Origin of the sequence: Oceanobacillus picturae (assembly GCF_000612865.1) — a bacterium.
Classification (GTDB): domain Bacteria; phylum Bacillota; class Bacilli; order Bacillales; family Amphibacillaceae; genus Oceanobacillus_B; species Oceanobacillus_B jordanicus.
This window is the reverse complement of the sequence record NZ_CCAX010000001.1, coordinates 349383-363315: the sequence shown is the minus strand read 5'-3', so window position 1 is coordinate 363315 and position 13933 is coordinate 349383. Positions and strand designations below refer to the sequence as shown.

At 37.0% G+C, this 13933-nt stretch carries 19 protein-coding genes; 1 reads left to right on the top strand and 18 read right to left on the bottom strand.

Going from position 1 to position 13933, the window contains the following annotated elements; translation table 11 throughout:
• Window positions 1–6 precede the first annotated feature (6 nt).
• The 16 genes from nusB to BN988_RS01785 all read right to left on the bottom strand — a co-directional run bounded on the left by nusB (window position 7) and on the right by BN988_RS01785 (window position 11586).
• The gene (nusB, locus tag BN988_RS01860) at window positions 7–387 is read right to left on the bottom strand and encodes a transcription antitermination factor NusB (RefSeq protein WP_036572663.1); all 381 of its coding nucleotides are present in this window, start codon (window positions 385–387) and stop codon (window positions 7–9) included.
• Between the two features lie 174 nt (window positions 388–561).
• Window positions 562–960, bottom strand: a complete 399-nt coding sequence (locus BN988_RS01855) for an Asp23/Gls24 family envelope stress response protein (protein WP_036572661.1) — start codon at window positions 958–960, stop codon at window positions 562–564.
• A gap of 31 nt (window positions 961–991) precedes the next feature.
• Window positions 992–2350, bottom strand: a complete 1359-nt coding sequence (gene accC / locus BN988_RS01850) for an acetyl-CoA carboxylase biotin carboxylase subunit (RefSeq protein ID WP_036572659.1) — start codon at window positions 2348–2350, stop codon at window positions 992–994.
• A gap of 13 nt (window positions 2351–2363) precedes the next feature.
• Complete coding sequence (gene accB, locus BN988_RS01845) at window positions 2364–2861, bottom strand: acetyl-CoA carboxylase biotin carboxyl carrier protein (protein WP_036572657.1); 498 nt, start codon at window positions 2859–2861, stop codon at window positions 2364–2366.
• 165 nt (window positions 2862–3026) lie between these two features.
• Complete coding sequence (locus BN988_RS01840; protein WP_147629683.1) at window positions 3027–3494, bottom strand: hypothetical protein; 468 nt, start codon at window positions 3492–3494, stop codon at window positions 3027–3029.
• Window positions 3495–3845: 351 nt separating this feature from the next.
• A complete protein-coding gene (locus tag BN988_RS01835; protein ID WP_036572653.1) occupies window positions 3846–4433 on the bottom strand; it encodes a SpoIIIAH-like family protein in 588 nt (195 codons plus the stop codon).
• A 15-nt stretch (window positions 4434–4448) separates the two neighbouring features.
• On the bottom strand, window positions 4449–5075 hold the full coding sequence (gene spoIIIAG, locus BN988_RS01830; protein WP_036572650.1) for a stage III sporulation protein AG: 627 nt from the start codon (window positions 5073–5075) through the stop codon (window positions 4449–4451).
• Window positions 5072–5698, bottom strand: coding sequence for a stage III sporulation protein AF (gene spoIIIAF, locus BN988_RS01825; protein WP_036572648.1), 627 nt, complete (start codon window positions 5696–5698; stop codon window positions 5072–5074). The genes spoIIIAG and spoIIIAF overlap by 4 nt, the downstream gene beginning before the upstream one ends.
• An 11-nt stretch (window positions 5699–5709) precedes the next feature.
• Entirely contained in the window at window positions 5710–6891 is a 1182-nt protein-coding gene (gene spoIIIAE, locus BN988_RS01820; RefSeq protein ID WP_036572647.1) for a stage III sporulation protein AE, read from the bottom strand.
• A 41-nt stretch (window positions 6892–6932) separates the two neighbouring features.
• Window positions 6933–7325 (bottom strand): stage III sporulation protein AD, encoded by a 393-nt coding sequence (spoIIIAD, locus tag BN988_RS01815; RefSeq protein ID WP_036572645.1) that lies wholly within the window; start codon window positions 7323–7325, stop codon window positions 6933–6935.
• Window positions 7326–7331: 6 nt separating this feature from the next.
• Window positions 7332–7538 (bottom strand): stage III sporulation protein AC, encoded by a 207-nt coding sequence (gene spoIIIAC / locus BN988_RS01810; RefSeq protein WP_036572644.1) that lies wholly within the window; start codon window positions 7536–7538, stop codon window positions 7332–7334.
• A 121-nt stretch (window positions 7539–7659) separates the two neighbouring features.
• Window positions 7660–8172: a stage III sporulation protein SpoIIIAB gene (gene spoIIIAB, locus BN988_RS01805; protein WP_036572642.1), complete on the bottom strand. Its 513-nt coding sequence runs from the start codon at window positions 8170–8172 to the stop codon at window positions 7660–7662.
• Window positions 8117–9094: a stage III sporulation protein AA gene (gene spoIIIAA, locus BN988_RS01800; RefSeq protein ID WP_036572641.1), complete on the bottom strand. Its 978-nt coding sequence runs from the start codon at window positions 9092–9094 to the stop codon at window positions 8117–8119. The genes spoIIIAB and spoIIIAA overlap by 56 nt, the downstream gene beginning before the upstream one ends.
• 207 nt (window positions 9095–9301) lie before the next feature.
• Window positions 9302–9859, bottom strand: coding sequence for an elongation factor P (efp, locus tag BN988_RS01795; RefSeq protein ID WP_036572639.1), 558 nt, complete (start codon window positions 9857–9859; stop codon window positions 9302–9304).
• 31 nt (window positions 9860–9890) lie between these two features.
• A complete protein-coding gene (locus BN988_RS01790) occupies window positions 9891–10952 on the bottom strand; it encodes a M24 family metallopeptidase (protein ID WP_036572638.1) in 1062 nt (353 codons plus the stop codon).
• A 118-nt stretch (window positions 10953–11070) separates the two neighbouring features.
• Complete coding sequence (locus tag BN988_RS01785; RefSeq protein WP_036572637.1) at window positions 11071–11586, bottom strand: YqhR family membrane protein; 516 nt, start codon at window positions 11584–11586, stop codon at window positions 11071–11073.
• 382 nt (window positions 11587–11968) lie between these two features.
• Between BN988_RS01785 and BN988_RS01780 the strand changes: the two genes are divergently transcribed.
• Entirely contained in the window at window positions 11969–12349 is a 381-nt protein-coding gene (locus BN988_RS01780) for an SA1362 family protein (protein ID WP_036572636.1), read from the top strand.
• Window positions 12350–12364: 15 nt separating this feature from the next.
• On the opposite strand, the gene BN988_RS01775 is transcribed toward BN988_RS01780, so the two are convergent.
• Window positions 12365–13255, bottom strand: a complete 891-nt coding sequence (locus BN988_RS01775; RefSeq protein ID WP_036572635.1) for a patatin-like phospholipase family protein — start codon at window positions 13253–13255, stop codon at window positions 12365–12367.
• Between the two features lie 75 nt (window positions 13256–13330).
• Window positions 13331–13750 (bottom strand): transcriptional regulator MntR, encoded by a 420-nt coding sequence (gene mntR / locus BN988_RS01770; RefSeq protein WP_036572634.1) that lies wholly within the window; start codon window positions 13748–13750, stop codon window positions 13331–13333.
• Between the last annotated feature and the right edge of the window lie 183 nt (window positions 13751–13933).

Here is a 13933-nt window from a genome sequence, read left to right as displayed (position 1 = left end):
TCCCCTTTATTTATTTATTTTAGATAGTACACCGTTAATAAATTTACCAGATTTATCATCGCCGTATGTATTAGCTAGTTCCACGGCTTCATTTATGGATACATTAACTGGAATGTCTTCGAGATACTTCATCTCAAATGCAGCGATTCGAATAATTGTCTTTTCAACAGAAGCGATCCGTTGTAGACTCCAGTTCTCTAAGTTTTCGGAAATGATCTCGTCCAATTCCGTTTTATGTGATGCTACTCCTTCAACGAGCAATGTTAAAAAAGCATCATTCTCCTCTGATTCAAGAAACTCAGCGATAGCCTGTTTCGGTTCATTATCATTAATATCCAATTGGAAGAGTATTTGAAATGCTTTCTCCCTTGCTGCATGTCTATTCATTCTATATTAGCTCCTTTTATCCTTATCTCCTACAAATCATAACATGATTGAAATTCCAATGCTAGAATCAAACTATTAATCCACACGTCCAAAACAACTTAGCGCCATTAGGCTAAGTAAAATTAAAAACAGGATCAGAAGAAGTTCCTTTCTGATCCTGTCTAAAGCATATCCCTATTCTTCGGAATTGTCTTGCTCTTCTTTAATATCCATCTGTATGCCAACAACATGAATATTTATTTCATCAATTTCTAATGCTGTCATGTTCATCAGTGTTTGACGTATATTTGTCTGTAAATTTTGAGCAACCTGTGGAATGGAGACGCCGAAATGCAATATTACGTAGATATCAATCAGAATGCCGCTTTCTGTCAGCTCTACTTTGACACCCTTACTATGTGCTTTTTTTCCGAAACGTTCTGCTACTCCGGATGCAAAGTTTCCACGCATTGCATATAATCCATCGGTTTCGGCAGCTGCAATACCAGCGATTACTTCTATTACTTCAGGCGCAATTTCTACACCACCAAGGCTCGTATCATCACTCACATTTAACAAAGGCTGTTCACTCATCGTCTCATCACTCCTTTATTAATACTTTCTTCTATTCACCTTTTTCGAGGATTGGGTGATCTTCTAGAAACTTTGTATTAAAATCACCTTCGATGAAAATTTCATGTTCCATTAGTTGACGATGGAACGGGATTGTTGTATGAACTCCCTCGATAACAAATTCATCAAGTGCTCTTCTCATACGGTCAACCGCTTCTTTACGTGTTGCACCATATGTAATCAACTTAGCAACCATGGAATCATAATACGGTGGAATATAATAACCAGGGTATGCCGCAGAATCCACTCGAACACCTAGACCACCTGGCGTTAAATACATGTTAATTTCCCCAGCAGATGGCATGAAATTTTTAAACGGATTTTCTGCATTGATCCTACACTCTAGTGCCCAACCATTAAACTGGATGTCTTCTTGTTTAAAAGAGAGTTCTTCATTATTTGCAATTTTAATTTGCTCTTTAATCAAATCTACACCTGTTACCTGCTCTGTTACTGGATGTTCAACCTGAATCCGAGTATTCATCTCCATAAAATAGAACTCATTTGATTTTCTGTCAAAGATATATTCAATGGTTCCTGCACCCTCATAATTAACCGCCTTTGCAGCTTGCACAGATGCTTCACCCATTTTTTGTCGTATTTCTTCCGTTAAGGCTGGAGATGGTGATTCTTCAACCAACTTTTGAAGACGTCGTTGTATTGTACAATCTCTTTCCCCTAAGTGTACTACATTACCGTGTCTGTCGGCCAACACCTGTATTTCTACATGACGAAAATCTTCAATATACTTTTCAAGATAGACACCAGGATTTCCAAATGCTGTTTCTGCTTCATTCTGGGTAATCTGGATTCCTTTAACTAACTCTTCCTCTGTTCGTGCAACACGGATCCCTTTACCGCCACCACCAGCAGTCGCTTTAATAATAATTGGATAACCAATTTCTAAAGCTAACCCTTTCGCTTGCTCCTCATTTTCAATAATACCATTAGAACCAGGAACAATCGGAACATTTGCTTGATTCATTGTTTCTCTTGCAACATCCTTAATCCCCATTTTTTGAATCGCTTCAGGGGTTGGTCCTACGAATGTAATATTACATGCTCTACAAATCTCAGCGAAATCGGCATTTTCTGCTAGAAAACCGTATCCTGGATGAATGGCGTCTACTTTAGTAGATGTAGCCACGCTCATAATATTTGTAAAGTTAAGGTAACTGTCCTTCGATAAAGTTGGTCCAATACAATATGCTTCATCTGCCATTTGCACGTGAAGTGCTTCTTTATCTGCTTCAGAGTAAACAGCGATTGTTTCAATGCCCATTTCCTTACAAGCACGAATAATCCGAACAGCTATTTCTCCTCTATTAGCAATCAATAATCTTTTAATCACACCATACATCCCCTTACTTTGTGGTTACTCTAAACAACGGCTGTCCGTATTCAACTAGATCGCCATTATCTGCAAGAATTTCCACGATTTCTCCCTTTACTTCGGCTTCAATTTCATTAAATAATTTCATTGCTTCTACAATACACACAACAGTAGAAGGATCAACTTTACTGCCGTTTTTCACAAAAGGATCACTTTCAGGCGTAGGTGCCATGTAGAAAGTTCCCACCATTGGGGAAACAATCTCATAGTCATAATCCTTGCTTTCAGTTTCATTGTTTGATGTTTCTGCTTCTGTTGGTGCTTGATTTTCTGTTGTATTAACAAGTTTTTCACTTTGTGTTGCGACTGGCGCTGATACATTAGGCACTGGCGCAGTTACTGCTGGGACACCAGTCTCATTATTTTTCTTCATTTTCACGGTAGTTCCGTTCGTTTCATACGAAAATTCATCAATAGATGATTCATCAATTAGTTTAATTATTTCACGTATTTCTTCTACCTTTAACATATTTACAGGCACCCTTTCATTTCTATAACTTTAATATTAGGTACTAATAACTCCTCTTAATATAGTACGATAAATGTATGGTAAACATCAAGATAATTTAACTATTGCACTCTTCGTAGTCCATTATAGTTAATACAGGGTTTGACTAAAAACACACTTCTTTTACTATGCTTCTTGAGGCTTCAACGGCTCTTCTGCCACCTTCCCATACTCTCTAAGAATCTCCGTAATCTTCTCTTTTGTTTCTTCAGATATCACAATGCAGTAGGAACTAAAAAGACGTCGATTGAAGACTAATTCATATCCTGCTTCGTTTACCTCTTTAGTATGGCCATAGAAACGATGGTCGATATCAATTGGTTTGAACTGGTAGGATTTTATGTCTTTCCAATGTACAAACCGTCCTCCAACCAACAGACCGTCATTTACAATAGAGAACATATTGAATAAATTATGCAAGTATAAAAGCGAAATAGCCGGTGTCAGAAGTAGTGGCCAGTTTTCAAGAGATACTGTATATATAAATAATGCCAGCATAAACAAAAGGAATACTCCATATATTATGATACCATTTTTCTGGTCCTTATAAGTTGACCGGAGTACTGGCCTTACTGGATGTTTTCTGATCGCCATAATATCCTTCTCCTCAACTGGGAAAATGGCTTTTTTTCTCATCTTCACTAAAACTTGAATGTGCCGCATCATTTGGTAAGTATTAAGTATTAGAAATAAAACGATCAGCATGGTTTGCAAACAAATTCCCTTTTCTTGATAACTTTTTTCCATAAATTACATTTATTATTCTTATTTACTTTGATGGAATAAACTATTATGGGATCCTTCTGCTTCTAAGTATAAACGATCTTTGGAAGAAACTGGAGTACTATGCTGTATATTTTTAGAAAGATTTTCTTTTCGCCTAACTGCTGCTAACGCTTCACGGAACATAAAAAACCGAACACCTAAAGTGTCCGGTTTTCCTTATTACTCTTCTTCACTGCTTGCTGGCTGATAATTTACATCTACAACCACATCTCTATCAAATTCATCCCTTACCATTTGCATAATGTTATTTGCCTCAGTCGGTGATAGTTCTTCAGCTCTTACATGCACGTGTACTTTATCATCCTCAGAGCGAACGAGAACATCTGGATATTCACCAGATTCTGCAATACTTCCTTCCAGAATTGTTTCTTTTGTTTCAACTTCTTCAATAACGTCAATCTCTTTTAGTGCCTCGTCTTTTTCTTCAGGTGAGCTTGAACTTGATGCAACTACATCAGTAAGTCGATCTTTTGTTTTACTTCGTTGATCGGTGAGTTCCATTCTAATTGTTGTAAATAGTTCATTTTCCCCAAGGTTTGAGATGCTATCCACTTCTGTCTCATCTAGGTTACCATCTGCTTCTCCCTCATCCTCAGTAGGATCAGTTGATGCTGCTTCTTCTGAATCATCTTGTCCATTATTTAGGTAAGCCAGATCTTCACTATCAGGTGAAGTCATGTAATACACACTCAACACAATCATGAGACTCAACATAGTTAGTAACCAAACCGTTTGCTTTTTTAACATTATTTCTTCCTCCCTTTAATTCTTTGGCATTACTGATACTCTATGTGTTGGAACATCAAGTACGCGAGATGTTGACTCTATTATCCATTTCTTTACTGAGGCGTGGTCTGCCCCTTTGGCGACTACAAACACACCTCTTACTTCCGGTTTCTTTGTTTGGATAAGCAATGGGACTTCCCCTTCACCTTGCCTGACTAATACGGTCTGTGCTTCTTCCGTACTGTCCTGTACCTTTCTTGTGCCACCATTTTTGTCTGACTCATCGGTTGATTGCTGGCCATAAATAAGATTTTTTTCATAGACTTTAATTTTAGTTGATTCAAGATTTACCATTACCTCAGCCTCAGATACACCTTTTATATTGTTTAGCATGGATTCGAGATCTTTTTTATAACTTTCTTCCAATTCGGAGATGTCTGAGGTCATGTCCTCATTTGATTTAACCTGTTTAGCAGTTTCTTCTGATTCTTCATCCAGGTTGTGCGTTATCTCTTGCTGTGGTGGTGTCTCATTAGAAGAAGTAAATAAATTGCCTACAATGATTAACATCAGACCACCAAGTGCAAGAATAAGCATATAGCCTGTCTTTTTCGAAGTTCCTTTTGCTCCATTTTTAAAAAGTTTATCAAGTAGTTGTTTCAAGATGCCCCTCCCTCCCAAATGATGGTCAGTTCTTTCTCTTGTAAATCCCAAACATCTCTTAACATACTTACTATTTGTTTTTCTTCTTCTTCATTATCTTTTGTGACTGCTGGCTCTTCCGTGTTAATTACCACATCTTCAACTATACTCACTGCTCCCTCCCCATCTTCTTCTATTTCTCTTATACTAACAATGACTTCATCGAGAACCTCAAACGATATTTCATCTTCCTGAGAAAACAAGAAGCTTATATCTGTAATCTCGACCTGATAGTCCTCCAGTAATGGATCCTCTGCAAGATCCGTAAGTTGGACAGCCATTTGTTCTAAAATATATGCAGACTGAGATGTTTCTATTTCACTTTTTTGAAATTCGATCAAACTTTCTACATCTTCTCCCTCATTTCCCTGCTGTATCACCTGCTGAAATGAACGGTTTAACTGGCTTCCAATATCAATTTGAAACAAATAGAAAACAGGTTTTAAAAGGATCAAAATTAAAATTAATCCTACAATTAACTTGATATATTTCTTCATGGAGGTGGAGGGCATTAATAAATCTATTATGGTAGCTAGTAGTACAAATATAATAATTTGGGTAACCCATTGGATTAAAGCATCCATTTTTCATCATCCTATCGTAAAAGCAGCGTTAAATTACTAGCTATGACTATAATCACAATTGCTAATAGAAACATAAACGATACAGCCAGCATGCATGCTAGAATGTATACGATATATTTACTGATCGTATTGATACTTGAAATAACTGGCCCATCGCCTAGCGGCTGTAATATTGCCGCTGCAATTTTATAAATGAGCGCAATCGCAAATATTTTTAATGCAGGGAATAAAGCAATAAATATAATGAGTAGTAACCCGACTAACCCTACTGCATTTTTCAATAATAAAGAGGCACTAAGAATGGTGTCCGCTGCGTCCGTAAATGTTCTGCCAATGACTGGAATAAAATTACCTGTAATAAATTTTGCAGTTTTCATCGCGACACCATCCTGAATTGCACTGGTCGCGCCTTGGACGGACATAACCCCAAGAAATATCGTAAAAAATACACCAAGAATACCCAATCCAACTGTTTTGAAGAGATTTGCTAGATGTGTTACTTTATAATTCTCACTAAGACTACTAACAATTAGCAAAAGTGCTGATAAAAATAAAAGCGGTAAAATAATAGTGGAGACAAGAATACCGCTAAAATTCACTAGAAAAATAATGATTGGATGGAAGAACGATACGGATACTATATTCCCAAAAGTAGCCATTAAGCCAAGCATTAATGGAAGTAAGGCAACCATAAAGCTACTCATCGTGTCAATGGCTTCCTTGGCATAGGAAACAGCGAGATAAAAGCTGTTCAATGCAATGAATATTAAAACAATATAGACCACAAAGTAGGCAATTTTACTAACAGAGCTCTTTTCAAAAGCATTATGCATTGTTTGCAAAAGTACCGAAAATAAGATAAGCATAATTAACAGACCTAGTAATTTTCCGTTTACAATCAGTTCATGAAATAAAAATTCTAGTAGCCCATTTATTGCATTTTTTATAGAAAGTTCACCGTTATTTTTAATAAATTCATATACACTTGTCTTCTCTAATTCTGGAAGGTAACCACCATATTCACTTACCAAGTCTGTCCAATAACTCTGTACCTCTGTTAAGGAGACTTCTTTAAGTACCTTATCGCTAGGATCTTCCACGTTAACTGCAGGTGATGCACTTACCGAGGCTTGTCCAAAAAATAAACAGAAAAAAACGGTTAGGAATAGGATCGACTTCTTATTTGGCTTCATTCACTATAACTTCCCCCTTCACAGGAAATGGAGGGATTTGACTACGTTGTAGGTAGAAAGCGAATAATGGCTTCAATTACAGCGCTAATAATTGGAACCGCAAGTAAAAGGATAAATATTTTCCCTGCCAGTTCAATTTTTGCAGCTACTGAACCTAACCCAGCATCCTTGGTAATCCCCGCCCCTAGTTCGGCAATATAAGCAATTCCTATTATTTTTAGAATGGTATCCATATACATACCTTCCACGTTCGCTTTTGTACCCAATGATTGAATCAGCTGAAAAATACTGCTAATCTGCTGGATGACCGAAAAGAAGATGATTATGCCGGTAATCAGAATGACAAAAAACGCTATGGAGCTGTTTATCTCTTTTAAAATGATATATAAAATGCTAGCAACGATACCAAGTGTTACGATTTGTACAATATCCATTAACGATTACCCTTGAAAGAGAAAGACTGATTTAATTTGCTGGAAAAGATCTGATAGTCCGTTAATAACCACAACGAGTACGATAATAAAACCTATCAGTGTAGCAAATTGAGCAATTTCCTCTTTCCCCATCTGTTTTAAAATGGTATGAATAAGCGCAACAATAATACCAATGCCAGCTATTTGAAATAGAATGGATGCATCTGTAAACATGGACTGGCTCCTTTCACTAATAATGCGTGTCCATAAAGATCGATCATGTTGTTCCAATGTTGGTTGAAAAATATTACTTCAAACGCACAATACTCATTAATTTGGAGCTTCGTGTGTTTCCTTATAAAAGAAGTAAAACAACAAACAGTCCGCACAAAACGCCGAGACTTTTCGCCATCTTGCCGTATTTCAAATGGTGATCCCTTGCTTCTTCTAACTCGCGTTCAAGGTGACTGAGCGTGAGTTGAATATGCTTTTGTTGTTGGTGAAAATCATGTTGCCCCAGGGTTCTTCCAAATTGCTTGATTATTTCTTGCTCATTACTGCCTAAACTCGAGTACTTCATCAGCCCATTAACTGATTGTTCCCATACAGAAAATAGGTCGCGCTTATCCTGCTCTAATTCGTAATACAAGGTGTCAAAAAACTTGCTGATTGGCTGAGGTGTTTGTTTGGCAATTACCAAGAACGCCTCATTTAGTGGAAGCTGACTATATAAAATCTCAGCCTCAAGTATTTGCAATGCATTCTTTAGTTGTCTTATTTGCTTTGGTCTATTAGAAAGTCTGCTACTCCACTCAAATCCTACCCATGTGCTTGTTATGACGAAAAGAAGTGCCCCAATCCATTGCATGTGGCCTGTCCTCCGTTACCTCTGAAATAATCTCACCATACTCGTTATACACTTTGCTAACTTGTCCAGGAATTTGTTTCCTGTCCAATAAAATAAATCGTTGAAAAACATGTTGCTCAAAAAGATTGTACAAAGATGGTCGTTTTTTTAATTCCTCAAGGCTTTTTCCATGGATGGAACTAATAATAATAACACCCGCATTTATCGCTTCTAGTAATGCTTGTACATCTTTTTTGCTACCAATTTCGTCGACGACTAAGACTTCCGGAGACATGGAGCGTATCATCATCATCATTCCCTCTGCTTTTGGACAAGCATCCATGACATCAGCTCTAGGACCTATATTATGTTGTGGCACCCCTTTGATTGAGCCGGCAATCTCGGAGCGTTCATCGACAATCCCAACTTTCCTTGCTGAAATATTCTTCCAACCTGAAGCTATTTGCCTTGCAGTATCACGGAGAAGTGTCGTTTTTCCTGTTTGTGGAGGACCAACGAATAATGTATTAAGATAGTCTTGATGGTAAAGAGAAGGCATAATTTTATCTGCACAGCCAATTCTTTCCTTTGCTACACGAATATTTAGAAAGGTTATATGCTGAATCGCTTTTACTGCTCCTTGCATTGTATTAACTTTCCCAGCAATTCCGATTCTGTGTCCGCCTTCAATCGTAATATAGCCTTCGCGTAGTTCGTCCTCCATTCGATATAAAGAGAACTCACTAAGTTGATTTACCATATAGGTAAAATCCTGTTTAGTTAGCGTGATCGCTGTATCCCATTCGTTCCTGGTGTTTAGGATGATTTCTAACTGCTTATTCAGTCGACATCGTATTTCTTGAAGTTCATTCCACCTGCCAGCAATATGTTTCTGAAGGGGTGCTTGCAATCCTTCTGGAAACAACCGGATTATTTCTTTCATATAAAACTTCCTCACTTTGCTTGATAGCTTATTACTAAATGTATGATGAAGTTAAACGTTTATGACTTAGAAAGTAGCTCAGCATACAGTAAGTCTATTTAAGTGAAACCGAAGTCGTTTAATGCTAGATATCAGCACAAAATAAAAAAGAGGCTGTACCAAAATGAATTGGTACAGCCTCTTTTTTATTTCTTCATGCTTTGAAATTTATGCTCTTGATACATATTTTCCGTCAGAGGTGTTGATTACTAGCACGTCTCCCTGATTAATGAAAAATGGAACTTGTACAGAATGGCCTGTCTCTAGTTTTGCTGGTTTAGATCCACCACTTGCTGTATCTCCTTTTATCCCTGGCTCTGTTTCAATAACTTCTAACTCTACGTTATTTGGAAGGTCTACACCCAATATTTCGCCATTATAGGTAATAATAGATACTTCCATGTTTTCTTTAATGAATTTTAATTCATGTTGGATTTGATCAGTTGTTAGCTCAATTTGTTCATACGAATTGGTATCCATAAATGCATGAGCATCCCCTGAAGCATAAAGATATTGCATCTTTCTATTTTCAATATGTGCCTTACTTACTTTCTCACCGCCGCGGAATGTTTTTTCTTGAATATTCCCATTACGGAGATTACGTAGCTTAGATCTAACAAAGGCTGCTCCTTTACCAGGCTTTACGTGTTGGAACTCCAAAACCTGCCATATATCATTGTCAACTTCAATTGTTAGTCCTGTTTTAAAATCATTTACTGAAATCATACTTATTTTTTCCTCCTCATCAAAGCTCAACTTATAAATGTATTAATTCTTTTGGTGCATGTGTGAGGCGTTCATTACCCGTCTCGGTTACAATAATATCATCTTCAATCCTGCATCCGCCAACCTCTGGAATATAAATTCCTGGCTCAACCGTTACTACCATACCAGCTTCTAGCTTCTTATCACTTCTAAAGGATAATCCAGGACCTTCATGTACTTCTAGACCAAGACCATGTCCAGTTGAATGGCCAAAATAGTCTCCGTAGCCTTTTTCTGTAATATAGTCCCGTGTCAGTGCATCTGCTTCTTTACCCGTGATACCTGGCTTAACACCCGCTACACCAAGAAGCTGTGCCTCTAAGACTGTATTATAAATGGTAGTGAGTTCTTCACTGATTTCTCCTACTGCAAAGGTTCTTGTAATATCTGAACAATACCCTTCATACCATGCTCCGTAGTCAAGCGTTACCAACTCACCTGAGTTAATTTCTTTGTTTGAAGCCACGCCATGCGGTAATGCTGAACGAAATCCAGATGCCACAATAATATCAAAGCTGGAGGAAATAGCACCCTGTTTACGCATGAAAAATTCAAGTTCATTCGAGACATCAATTTCCTTAACTCCTGGCTTAATAAAGGACTGTATATGTACAAAAGCATCATCCGCAATCTTTGCAGCCTTTTTCATCACAGCTAATTCATCAGCTGTTTTTATAAGCCGCATCTCTTCAACAAGACCACTAACAGGCTTCATGTCAATATCAAATACTTTTTTATAATTTTCATATTGGGCAAAGGTTACATGATCCTTTTCAAAACCAAGATGTTTAATACCCATTTCCTTTAGCTGGTCACGTATTTCTTGTTCAATTAATTGTTTATGCTCTACAACTTGAAATTCAGTTGCTTGTTCAGTAGCCTGAGCAGTGTAACGAAAATCTGTTATAAAGCGTGCATGCTCTTTACTAATAAGTGCTACTCCGGCAGTTCCAGTAAATCCAGACACGTATCGTCTGTTAATAGAACTAGTGATAAGAATTGCATCCAACTCATTTTTTTCTAACAATTCACGTAATTTTGTTAGCTTCCCCACTAAAAATCATCCCTTTCTCTATTACATTTCTATACGTAAAACGATGGATGACTTCAGTTTATCATAAACCTTCGTAATTAATAAGTATTTACGTTCATTTGCTCTGCAATTTAGCCTGTTATGCCTGCTTGTTATGTTCATTCTTCTCTTTCATTACTTTATCATGGTAATCATAAGATAATGAATATCCGATAAATGTTCCATATAAGACATACAGACAAATAGTTGTCACAATGGTTTCTTGATTGAATTTCTGAATAGGTTTAATATTAGTGAAAATTGGATCTAATATTAAAAACAAGATCCCCCATAAAATCACACCATAAACAGCCCCCATCCACATGGAGTTTATTTTCCGCATGAAAAGGTAATAGATAAATGCTACCAAAACAGATAAACCACCTAGGATCATAATCGTGATTACGGTGCCAAGCCATCCATCAGTCCATGTAGCTGTTGTCCATGAACGTAACACGTATGATTTTGGTGCAACCTCTGTAAAGTTAAAGTAGGCTAAAATTGTAGCAATAAGCCCCCAGAATACACCACCGACAAATCCGGTTACTGCGGATCGGCTAAATAATGTTAAGGGCTCTTCTCTTTTATTCTGATCCAATTGTTTCATATCGCTCATTTGATCACCTCGCTTAATATTATGACCAATATGCGTATCTGCAATCCAAAATAGTATGATATTTTCTTCCTGTGTAACTGGTTTTTAACATTAAAATCAAGTAAAATAAAAACAAACCATTCTAGTAAAACTGAATACTTTTTAGTGTTATAGGAAATAATAAAGAATAAGAGCATATAAAAAATAGGCTTTAAGAATAAAGAGAAACTTTAATCGGGGTTTTCACTCTTTCCCCCACTGATTGTTAGTTGAACGAATCGGGGGTGTTAGCGTCCGTCTACTCACACTTAAGTGGGAGTCTTACGGACGGTTTCACCGGGATAAATAGTGCGATAACTTCGTAAGGAGGAATTGGAATTAAATACAGAATGGAGGAAAAACAATGCAACGGAAAAAAATCTCCATATTTATTTATCTCATTATTGGATTAGCTGCCATTGGTTTAGTATCCCAACTTTTGACAAATGCAAGTGGTTTTTTTACTAACGTCTTTGTCATGATTGGTACTGGAATTGTTTTTTTTGGTGTTATTTATTTTTTATTCTTGCGTAAACGAACTACTTCGGATGACATGAAAAAATACAAGCAGGCAGTAAAGCAATCGAAAGCAAAATACAAGGACAATCGGCCCGTTTTCCAAACACAGTCAAAGGGAACCAAACCAGTTGCAGCACCGACTAGAAAAAAAGTGTCAAAACGAGCTTCTCACCTTAGAGTAATTGAAGGAAATAAACAGAAAAAAAATGACCGCGCTACTTTCTAAGTAGTAGGGTCATTTTTATTTTGGCCATTTTTGTAAGAAAACCTCAGCGCTTTCCATTCCTATATTTATAAGGTTCTCTTTCGTTGCTTCATTAATAGATAAGTTAATTGCACCAATTCCTTCTACAGGGACAAAGATAATGTTTCTTTTTTGCGCTGTAGATATGTAACGTGTATCGTGGGCCATTTTCATTGTGGCAAAAAGCGCCTGAAACATATCCAGTGCGTTTCGTATTCGTCTAGGCTCTGTATTTTCTACAGTCTCACTTAACTTAACACCGAGAATTGGTCTATCCTGCTTTCCTTTTTGGTTATCAAATATCCATAATGGAAAATTACTTAACAGCCCACCGTCCACAATAATACTTTTAGTATTACTTTTCCCTGGAAGCTTTTTAGGCATAAAAAAATAAGGAAATCCTGCGCTCATGCGGACAGCTTTTGCTACAGGAAAATGAAGTGGGTTGATACCATAAACTCTTTCCAAGTCATCTGGTATAACGACAAGCTTACCTAGAGACAAATCACTTATCACTACTTTTAAATACCCCCTGGGGATATCGTTAAATGTATAAATGTTTTTCTCAGCAAGCTGGCTATATAACCAGTTTTCTAATTTGTCCCCTTTGTTAATGCCAAGTTGAAAATAGAGAAATACCCACTTACTAAACGGTAACCACTTTGTAATGAGAGGCGGGTCAAGGAACATTTTAAGATCAAGTTCATCTAACTTCAAACGAATATCATCGACGTCAAATCCAGAAGCCAAAAAAGAAGCAACAATAGCGCCAGCCGATGTCCCAGCTACACGTTCAAGCTTCAATTCCTTACTTTTTAACACTTCTAAGACACCAAGAAATCCATAGGCCTTTACACCGCCGCCTGAAAAAACGCCATCGATTTTCATGACACCACTCCCTTATGCCTGACAAATGATGTTTATACATTTTTAAGCATAAGGATGACATAATAGAACTATTTTTTATTTCTCAGCTTGCTTTTGGATGTCTCTTAATTGATTAACCCGCTTACTATCTTGCTTAAAGTAGTTCACTAGGTCACCTATACGGTCAATGGAATTCCAGCTTAGATGATGCTCAATCCCTTCAACATCTTCATAAATATTTTCCTTTTCAACCCCGATGATTTCTAAGAAGTCTTCTAATAATTCGTGGCGGAAGACTAGCCTTTCTCCAACCTTTTTCCCTTTAGCTGTAAGAATGAAGCCTCTATATTTCTCGTAATTTAAATAATCATCTTTATCAAGTTTTTGTACCATTTTTGTAACGGAAGAAGGGTGTACTTCCAGTGCTTCGGCAATATCGGAAACTCTTGCATATCCCTTCGATTCCATTAAGTTGTAGATTTGCTCTATATAATCTTCCATACTTGGTGTAGGCATGTATTCTCCTCATTTCAAGAATCTTTTTTTATCTAACGCAAAACTGTTTCTAATAAAAGGATACATGAAATAATATTGTTATACAAGTGGTTGCAAATATACCAACTCTATTGACTTGGTTCATAAGAACGAAAATACTTTGAAAAAATAGCTGTTTGCGCATATAATAGAGAAGAAGTATAC

Excerpts from the sequence above, each read along its gene's own strand:
- BN988_RS01840 (WP_147629683.1), bottom strand. The coding sequence starts at position 3,494 with ATGGCGATCAGAAAACATCCAGTAAGGCCAGTACTCCGGTCAACTTAT.
- BN988_RS01775 (WP_036572635.1), bottom strand. The coding sequence starts at position 13,255 with ATGAAAATCGATGGCGTTTTTTCAGGCGGCGGTGTAAAGGCCTATGGA.
- spoIIIAD (WP_036572645.1), bottom strand. The coding sequence starts at position 7,325 with ATGGATATTGTACAAATCGTAACACTTGGTATCGTTGCTAGCATTTTA.
- BN988_RS01855 (WP_036572661.1), bottom strand. The coding sequence starts at position 960 with ATGAGTGAACAGCCTTTGTTAAATGTGAGTGATGATACGAGCCTTGGT.
- spoIIIAC (WP_036572644.1), bottom strand. The coding sequence starts at position 7,538 with ATGTTTACAGATGCATCCATTCTATTTCAAATAGCTGGCATTGGTATT.
- efp (WP_036572639.1), bottom strand. The coding sequence starts at position 9,859 with ATGATTTCAGTAAATGATTTTAAAACAGGACTAACAATTGAAGTTGAC.
- accB (WP_036572657.1), bottom strand. The coding sequence starts at position 2,861 with ATGTTAAAGGTAGAAGAAATACGTGAAATAATTAAACTAATTGATGAA.
- mntR (WP_036572634.1), bottom strand. The coding sequence starts at position 13,750 with ATGCCTACACCAAGTATGGAAGATTATATAGAGCAAATCTACAACTTA.
- spoIIIAE (WP_036572647.1), bottom strand. The coding sequence starts at position 6,891 with ATGAAGCCAAATAAGAAGTCGATCCTATTCCTAACCGTTTTTTTCTGT.
- BN988_RS01780 (WP_036572636.1), top strand. The coding sequence starts at position 11,969 with ATGCAACGGAAAAAAATCTCCATATTTATTTATCTCATTATTGGATTA.
- nusB (WP_036572663.1), bottom strand. The coding sequence starts at position 387 with ATGAATAGACATGCAGCAAGGGAGAAAGCATTTCAAATACTCTTCCAA.
- BN988_RS01785 (WP_036572637.1), bottom strand. The coding sequence starts at position 11,586 with ATGAGCGATATGAAACAATTGGATCAGAATAAAAGAGAAGAGCCCTTA.
- spoIIIAA (WP_036572641.1), bottom strand. The coding sequence starts at position 9,094 with ATGAAAGAAATAATCCGGTTGTTTCCAGAAGGATTGCAAGCACCCCTT.
- BN988_RS01835 (WP_036572653.1), bottom strand. The coding sequence starts at position 4,433 with ATGTTAAAAAAGCAAACGGTTTGGTTACTAACTATGTTGAGTCTCATG.
- spoIIIAB (WP_036572642.1), bottom strand. The coding sequence starts at position 8,172 with ATGCAATGGATTGGGGCACTTCTTTTCGTCATAACAAGCACATGGGTA.
- spoIIIAF (WP_036572648.1), bottom strand. The coding sequence starts at position 5,698 with ATGGATGCTTTAATCCAATGGGTTACCCAAATTATTATATTTGTACTA.